Source organism: candidate division KSB1 bacterium, assembly GCA_022562085.1.
In the GTDB taxonomy this organism is placed as follows: Bacteria; Zhuqueibacterota; Zhuqueibacteria; order Oceanimicrobiales; family Oceanimicrobiaceae; genus Oceanimicrobium.
In genome coordinates, this window is record JADFPY010000201.1 from 1 (window position 1) to 8190 (window position 8190).

General features: G+C 40.2%; 8 protein-coding genes. All 8 read right to left on the bottom strand.

What is annotated here, in order from left to right; genetic code table 11:
- Positions 1–1028, bottom strand: a 1028-nt coding sequence (locus tag IH879_15135; protein MCH7676268.1) for a glycosyltransferase family 4 protein, incomplete at its 3' end; no start/stop codon positions are given.
- 1 nt (position 1029) lies between these two features.
- A complete protein-coding gene (locus IH879_15140; protein ID MCH7676269.1) occupies positions 1030–1803 on the bottom strand; it encodes a methyltransferase domain-containing protein in 774 nt (257 codons plus the stop codon).
- 34 nt (positions 1804–1837) lie between these two features.
- Positions 1838–2635: a class I SAM-dependent methyltransferase gene (locus IH879_15145; GenBank protein ID MCH7676270.1), complete on the bottom strand. Its 798-nt coding sequence runs from the start codon at positions 2633–2635 to the stop codon at positions 1838–1840.
- On the bottom strand, positions 2625–4298 hold the full coding sequence (locus tag IH879_15150) for a glycerol-3-phosphate dehydrogenase/oxidase (GenBank protein MCH7676271.1): 1674 nt from the start codon (positions 4296–4298) through the stop codon (positions 2625–2627). Before IH879_15150 ends, IH879_15145 begins: the two co-directional genes overlap by 11 nt.
- 871 nt (positions 4299–5169) lie before the next feature.
- Positions 5170–6186: an SDR family oxidoreductase gene (locus IH879_15155; protein MCH7676272.1), complete on the bottom strand. Its 1017-nt coding sequence runs from the start codon at positions 6184–6186 to the stop codon at positions 5170–5172.
- A 220-nt stretch (positions 6187–6406) separates the two neighbouring features.
- Positions 6407–7336 carry a polysaccharide deacetylase family protein gene (locus IH879_15160; protein MCH7676273.1) on the bottom strand — a complete coding sequence of 310 codons (930 nt, stop codon included), beginning with the start codon at positions 7334–7336 and terminating at the stop codon, positions 6407–6409.
- Positions 7333–7809: a flippase-like domain-containing protein gene (locus tag IH879_15165; protein ID MCH7676274.1), complete on the bottom strand. Its 477-nt coding sequence runs from the start codon at positions 7807–7809 to the stop codon at positions 7333–7335. The genes IH879_15160 and IH879_15165 overlap by 4 nt, the downstream gene beginning before the upstream one ends.
- A 43-nt stretch (positions 7810–7852) precedes the next feature.
- Positions 7853–8190: hypothetical protein (locus tag IH879_15170; GenBank protein MCH7676275.1), on the bottom strand; the 338-nt coding region annotated here is incomplete at its 5' end.

An 8190-nucleotide genomic window follows, 5' to 3' on the forward strand; every position in this document is an offset into this window, starting at 1 on the left:
CTGATCATCGCTGTGGTAAATTCTTCAGTATTGGGATTTGCAAGTGCAGCAACTCGATTGTTCAAGACTTGGGTATGAGAATAAATATCTGTAGCCAAAACCGCCTTTCCAGATTTAAGATATGAGTAAATTTTCATAGGCGTATTCTCACCTCTAATTCTAGGAGAAACCAAGATATCGGCCTGTTTTAAGTACCCGGCTAACTGATCAATCGGTTTTTGCCCAGCAAAATGAACCCTGCTTGCAATTCTCAGATGGCGACATTTGTTTTGATATTTTTTAATGTCCGCATCCATTCCGCCAAGAATTATTAAATCGACAGAATGGCGCTTTTCTAAAACTTTCTGAAAACTTTCCAGCAAAAGATCGATGCCTTGATAGATTTCTAGATTTCCAATGTACAGCAAGGTCAAGCCTTGAATGCTAAATTCTTTTTTAAAATTCAAACAGTGATTGTTACGACTTTCATCCAATAGAGGTATGTCATGCAGGACAACAATTTTTTTATTCGGGTCATACTCTTTTACAGTTTTAGCAAGTGCATCACAAACTGGCACTACAGCGTGCGACTGTCTTACAGCAATTCTTTCGGCATGAGCAAATATCCTTGAGAAAAGGGCAAGATATGAGAATTTTTCAACCATTTGCTGTGCAATTGAAGAGTCCATGTCATAAATGTAAGGAATTCGAAATATTTTCTTAACAGTTAAGGCCATAAATACCGACTCTTCTACTGCATGAACAATGTCATAGCGTCTTTTAAATAACATTGAAAACACTTGTAAAAACATAAAAATATCGCATATCAATTTTTTCCCTGAGAAACCGGGTCGAACATCCTTCACAAAAAATAGGTTTGGGATTCTAAAAATATTAACGTTTTCATAAGAAACATTTCTGCCTTCATGATATGTCAAAACGTCGACTTCTTCCCCACGTTCAGACAATGCTTGCAGCATCAAATTTACGGCAATGGGTGTGCCCCGATCCTGATAAAATGGATGGGGCGCTAGAAATAGAATTCTCATTTCAACCTGTGCTTCGTACCATTTTCAAGATAACCGGAGAGCCAAATAAAGACGTGAGTCCGACACCCCTAAAAACTCCTTCTGTAAAAGAAGAAAGAAATGGCATTCTTAAAGCGCGATGCAGTACCATCGGCAAGAAAAACTCGGCATATCGACTGGCTCTCACAAACCCACTCTGTTTAAACGCCTTCAATAACTCGTCTTCATAAAAGGATCGATAATAACGTGTGTTCCCTTCAATTCTCTTTTTCAATTTAAAAAACAGCGGTGTTAGATAATTGATGCTTCTTAATGTTGGATAATCGACGATAACTGCTTTTCGAGCCACTCTGGTTAATTCCGCTATCAGCTTAGGCCACTGCTCTACGTGCGGGACCAATCGAAAACTCACGACAACATCGAATGACTCGTTTTCAAATGGCAGGTCCAAGAGATTTCCGACTTCAAATCTGCAGCTATGCTCTTTTAGATATTCGTTTATCCGATTCTGACACGTTTCATCACTTCCAATTACGGTGACATTGTACCCATGATTTAACAATGGCCCGGTAAGTTGTCCGTGACCTCCACCGACATCCAGTACTGTTGCGTTGGGCCATTCTGAGATCATATTCAGTGTGGCCTTTTCCTGAACACGCAAGAACCACTCTCCGACCTTACCGCTGAACCGACTTGCATAATCTTCGGATGATGTTTCAATATCAGGCGTCTCTTGAAGTGAGTTTATCGCCTGGTCGCCAACTCTTTCTTTCTTGATGCTTTCTATTTCCTTCATCATCAAGTTATCTTACACTCCTGTTTCCACATAACTAGGATTTATTAATCTTCGCTTTTATCATTAGCAAATAGCCCGAACGAAAAAAGATTAAGGCATCGAGTTTGGCAAAGAGCCAAACAAAAGGATAAATAAATGAATAAATTAGAAAAACTTTGTTATATTTCTTCATCTCAGCTTCGGTAACCAGTACGCCCTTGGTTGTCCCATTTGAGGTGGCCTGCTCAGAATTCCCTTGTAACAGGCCATACCCGAAAGTAATGAGTGTATCGATCAGCTCAGAAAAGAAACGGGAATAGGATTTGTGGGAGATTATTGTAAATTTTCCCTCAAGCAGCTTGGAGAGCTGACCAACTGTATAACCGGGGCGGAGATGTCCATGCTTCTCATCGGTTTGACCTAGCAGATATCGAAGTCTCCGCAAATAATTCAATTTGAGGTGAGGAACATTTATAATCAGCTCGCCATCCGGCTTCATGATTCGAAAAAGCTCGGAAATAAATTCGCCATCGTTTGGTATATGCTCAAGAAAATCGACAATAACAATTCTGTCAAACTCATCATCCTCAAAGGGCGTTCTACCGCCGTCAATTTTAAAAACGTCACGGTCTACCAGGTTTCGTATTGAGTTTACGGCAGTGTCGTCCAGATCCGCACTCGCCCATTTCCCGCCTCGCTCACGAAGCATAAGACTGATGACGCCATTATCGGAGCCAACATCCAAACACGTAAGGCCTTCCGTATCGCTTAGGAAAGAGCGAATCTCCTTCCACTTACGTTGTTTATGAACTGACCTCCTAAAGAGTTTTACTGGCCAATCTTTATTGCTCATTGCAAGTATAAACCGCTTGTGTTTCTTGTATCTCTTCTTCGATTTTATGACGATCCCAACCGAGCTCCTGTGCCATTAAAGATGCGCATTCATTTAAACTGTCTAAGCCCGGGTTTCCCGCGGTACCGAGCTCAGTGCGACGAAAAACCACATCAGATAACTTCAGCGCCATTTCTTCCTTAACGGCGTGAATGACTTCCGCCTTCAAAACAGTTGTGGAATCAGATATTGTTTGACCAAGAGCAGGCTGTTGATCTACATATTTTAGTACTTCAACATACTTAGAGCCATAGGTGTAAATAAGATGCTCAACCACTTCTGGCGGCAAGCGTTTTGAAGAAGCCATTTTTTCTTGTTCAAGGAATTCCCGAAAATTGTTGATCTCGCCGCCATAAATGGGCACCGTTCTCGACAATGCCTTTGGTGGAGTTTGACCCAAATTACGAAAAACTTGATTGATTGTTTTTTCGGCAACGTCGCGTGCAGTCGTATATTTCACACTACGTATAGAGATGAGCCCCTCCAGTCCGTCTATCTTCTTATGGTCATAAATGCGATAGTGCTTTGCCAGGCTCAAGCTACCGTTTGTGGCACTTTTGTCCGCGATTGGAACCAGGCCAACATGGTGAAAATAAACATCTTCCCTCTTAAGATTCGCATTAGGATAAAAACTATTGATCTTGGCGATCAACTTTGTAATATCCTGTTCTGTAATGCTTAATTTATCGGGAGAATCTTGAAAATATTGATACTCAGTACCAACTATAGAATATTCGCGCCAAGGAGCAATGAAATAAAAGCGAGCTTGGTCTAGAAACTCTGGCTCATCTTTATCTTTGCGTACATTAGAAACGCCAAAAGCATAGTCGGCGATGATTCGCCGCGTGACGAGGTTGACCGCCTTTGCAAATTTGGGGCTTTCGCCATTCGAGCGACCCACTAGACTGCGGATCTGATGCTGCCAGGGACCTCCAGCGTTGATCGTCATTTTCGATTTTATATCAAATTCATCGCCGGTCAAGACGTCTCTAACTCGAACACCATACACGGCCTTGCCATCCTTCAGAAATTCAATCACCTCGGTATAATTGGCAACCCGAGCCCCTTTGTCAATGGCGGACAACAAGAACGAAAGTACCAGTCTTTCAGTATTATAGGCTAGCGCGTCGTACCAAAGGGCAGCGCCAGTGAGATCCTTTGTTTCAACTCCGGGAAGCACCTTAAGGCATTCCTCTTTAGAAAGCACGCGTCCCTTGGGTATATCTTTACTCGGATCGCTCAATCGATTTCGGTCGAAGCCGATTAAATCGTTCAAAAAAAGTGCGCAAGCCATCATCTCCCTGCCCTTGAATAAGTGCCCATAAACAGGTACCAGAACGGGAAGCAGATGAACCAAATGGGGGGCAATCCTCATGAGTATCTTTCTCTCCCGGATGGATTCTCTCATTCTTTTCAGATCGACCTGCTGCAAATATCTGAAGCCCCCATGAATTATCTTCAGACTGTTTGAAGAAGTACCAGCACCGAAGTCTTGCTTCTCAACCAGCACAGTTGACAATCCTCGTAAGACAGCATCCCATGCCACACAAGCTCCATAAATTCCACCACCAATGACCACTAAGTCATAGGTATCTGATGCTATTTTTGTTAAATTTCTTTGCATTTGGAAGATGTCAACAATTCTCGAAAAATCTACCGTTAGTTTGCAATTATGGTGCCACGTAACCAGATTTTTGCAACCTACTGTTTTTACAACAGGTTATTGTGTATTTAGGCAGGGCTGAAGCGGATGAATATTAGCAGAATCATGTACCATTGTGGAACGATGTAACTGACGAGCACAAACTCCCCTTCTTGATCAAGCGAATTTTCCTATCAGATTCAACTTGGCCGTCCAATACTTGTTTAACCGAAGCCCTTTTCCTTCATTTTTATAGGGTCGTATATGTTCCTCAAATCAACAATAATGGCCGTCTTCATGAGTTGCATAATCTTATTTAAATCCAAACTCCGAAATTGATTTCATTCAGTTATGAAAATCAGTGCATCGCAATTTGTGGCGACTCCGTAAGTATCTTCGCAATAGATTAATTAGGGTAAAAAAAAATTGCATTTTCCATTGCCAGGGGATCGAAGGCTTTCACCGTAACTCCCTCACTAACCAGAGTCTGTATGATGCTAAACGAAGGGCTTTTCGCAATCGTCCGTGTTTGACTTAAAGGATAACCCCCCAGTTTTGTTTTTCAGACTGCTTACTGCCTGTTTGATTTTTTGAATCATCACGTCGCGCTGTTGTTCGTTAACATTGACAACATATCTAAGAATTTGAAAGTTGACGTCGTGTTGTTCTCCGGCATGAAGTAAAGTACCATTTGGTGCGATTCATTAGAAGCAATGGTCTTCTTGACATCATTGGAGAAAAATTTCGAATCCCACCTGAGGCATTTATGAGTATGCCATCGCCAAAATAGAAGTCAAAGAACAAAAACTAAAACTCTATCTCGATAAAGTTAGGTATATTTTTGAAGAACTGGCTAACTGGCTTTCGCATACTCTTCAACCTCATGTTTTCTCATGGTATCAATTGTCATCTTAAGGCCCTGGTCAAAATCGAACTTTGGATCATAGCCTAAGAATTGTCTGGCCTTTCCAATGTTTGCCAGTGAATGTTTTACGTCGCCGGCTCTTGGTTCCGAATAAACGGGTTTAATAGTCGTTCCTAAAATACCATTGATTTTTTCAACCAGATCATTGAGCGTTATTCTTTTACCGTAGGCAATGTTAAAAACTTCGCCCGCCAACTCTTCGTGTCCCACTTCACAGGCCTGTAAGTTGGCCTCAACGACATTTTGAACGTATGTAAAATCGCGCGACTGTTCGCCATCACCGTAAATGACCGGGGCTTTGCTTGTCATCATTATGCTGATAAACTTCGGAATCACAGCCGAGTATTGAGAAGTTGGATCCTGACGCGGTCCAAACACATTAAAATACCTGACCGAAACGGTTTCCAGGTTATATAATTTGTAGAATACCTGACAATATTTCTCAGCCGCCAATTTAGAAACAGCATACGGAGAAAGGGGGTTCGGAAGCATATCCTCGGTTTTTGGCAGTTGCGCCAAATCACCATAACAAGAAGAAGAGGAAGCATAAACGATCCTGCGGACTTTGGTCTCCTTTGCGGCATTTAAGATATTCAAAGTTCCAACCACATTGACTTCATTCGAAGTTATTGGATCTCTAACCGACCGTGGAACGGATGGAAGTGCCCCTTGATGCAGGATATAATCAACACCTTCCACAGCTTCCCTTACGATATGATAAGAACGGAGATCGCCCTCAAATACTTCTAAATTTGAGTTTCCGTTGTTTTTTTTACCATTAGAATTTTTAAGCTTGGAAGCTTTGTTAATCAGGAACTCAACAGTTTCTCTTTTACCAGTTGAAAAATTGTCCAAAATCCGTACTTTTTGCTTTCGACGCAGTAATTCTTCAACGATGTTTGAACCAATGAAGCCTGCTCCGCCGGTAACTAAATAATGTGCCATATTTTAACACTCTCCTTTTGATACCATATTATAGTTTCTGTAATTTCTTAACTCATGGATTAACGAATAAAGGTAACAGGCAAAAATATTAAAGCCGAACATCAATAAAATCAAGAATGACAACGCCAAAGCTTTTTCCGTTGCAATTCCTTTCATTGAAAAAAGATGCCATAAGGATAGCAAAGGTGTCTAACCTTTTTGCCGTGCAGTTTTTTTTGAATTAAGTCTTTTGCCTTGCGCAAATTCTCAAACATATCGAGTTTTGTTCCTCAGGAGATTGAAAACTATTCAAATTATCACTTGAGTTTTTTCGAAAATTTTCACCCAAATCGCCTAGCTCTTGCCGCCAAGATGTCCTTTCGAAAAACTTTTCCCCGCCATGCTCAGAGACGTGGTCAATGCAAAGTTCAGTTAACCTGACATTATGCAAAAGCCGTGGTTTTGCCGCCATTAATGAGTCATTTTCATAAATGGGCATCCCATAAAATTCTTGAATATCATTATCTTGAATTTGGTTTTCATAATCTTTCGGAAGTATCAGATTAAAATTATTTTTTGGCTGGATGGGGTTAACAAAATCGACAATCTTCTCATCTGTGTAAATTTTGTGATGATAAAGTGTATGACATTGAAAATCGAGGACCCTGCTTTCATGCAGTTTTGTCGTTTCTTCCCAGGTCAGTAAGGGAAAGAAGTCCGCATCCCGGTCCTTAAGATCCTCCAGCCGGCATCTACCCTGCCAGAAGTCCTCCAAATTCAATAAATATTTGTCAGATTCTTTCATATAACCCGGAATGAGAAAAACCGTTGCTTTAAAACCGTACTTCTTAAGCAAGGGATAAGCATAAACCCAAACGCTGCTCTTGCCGTCGTCAATGGTTAACAGAACTGTTTTTTCCGAAACCGCAATTTGTTGTATAATTATTTCATAGAATTCATCACAGGTAATTGTTCGATAGCCATTTTCCGACAAAAACCTCAATTGTTCCTTAAAAATTTTGGGGTTAATTGAATGAAACATGAAGACGGGTATGTGATTTTTTAATGTGGTAGGAGACGAGGATGTTACGAAATCAGGATAGCCGTCATTTCGAAAAGAACGTAACTCAAGACTTATTTCATGGCGGTTTTTCCGAAGTTTTTCGATCATGTTATAACCGAGGATTCTTCGACAGTCACCGGTTGCTTTTTAAGCGCAAGACCTTTTAAAGCTACTATCACACCTCCTGGTAAAACAGAAATGACAACCATTAATGAAACCAAAGCAGGAATAGCAAAAGCGATCGTTCCCAGAACACCTACTTTGGTGAAGAAATAAACAAAGCTGCTTTCGCGCAGGCCAATTCCCGCAAGTGAGATTGGCAGCATGACAAAAAACATAACGATGGGTGTAAAAATCATAAAATATTGAAACGGAATATTCGCGTTTACCGCCAGCGATGCTAAATAATAAACTACAATTCTCAAGGTCTGCATCGCAACCGACAGCAAAAAAACTTTGACCAATTTAGATTTATGAAGTTTGTATTCATTAATCGACTCGCGCAATTCTCCTAATTTTTGTAGAATTTTGTATTTCTTTATCTTGCTCTCCAATTGCTGCAATATTCTTGTTGTATTCATTTATTAAATTATTTTGTATAATATATTCAGATGCTATTGCATATTAATAGCCTCTGTCATGTTGGCTTATTGATCCCATCATATTACCAAAACTTTTAATCGCCGCATTGAGATAAAGCAAGTTTCCATTATGCGTATATAATTTCGATAATGCAAAAATTATGATTCCATTTTCTTGGGCTGCTTTGTCTGTTAAGATTAATTCATCTTCTGCATACAAATCAATATCTTTACTGTTTCTTTCAAAAAAACCGCCAGAATATGCGTCATATAGAGAATTAATAGAATAATCTGCTATTTTTTCTGCTGCTTCTTTTATTGAGTTAGCTATATCTAACTTATTTTTGTCTGTTACTATTAGGATAGTTTCAGTTTCTTTTA

Coding starts and splice junctions, on each gene's coding strand:
- IH879_15160 (MCH7676273.1), bottom strand. CDS start 7,336: ATGATCGAAAAACTTCGGAAAAACCGCCATGAAATAAGTCTTGAGTTA.
- IH879_15140 (MCH7676269.1), bottom strand. CDS start 1,803: ATGAAGGAAATAGAAAGCATCAAGAAAGAAAGAGTTGGCGACCAGGCG.
- IH879_15150 (MCH7676271.1), bottom strand. CDS start 4,298: ATGCAAAGAAATTTAACAAAAATAGCATCAGATACCTATGACTTAGTG.
- IH879_15155 (MCH7676272.1), bottom strand. CDS start 6,186: ATGGCACATTATTTAGTTACCGGCGGAGCAGGCTTCATTGGTTCAAAC.
- IH879_15165 (MCH7676274.1), bottom strand. CDS start 7,809: ATGAATACAACAAGAATATTGCAGCAATTGGAGAGCAAGATAAAGAAA.
- IH879_15145 (MCH7676270.1), bottom strand. CDS start 2,635: ATGAGCAATAAAGATTGGCCAGTAAAACTCTTTAGGAGGTCAGTTCAT.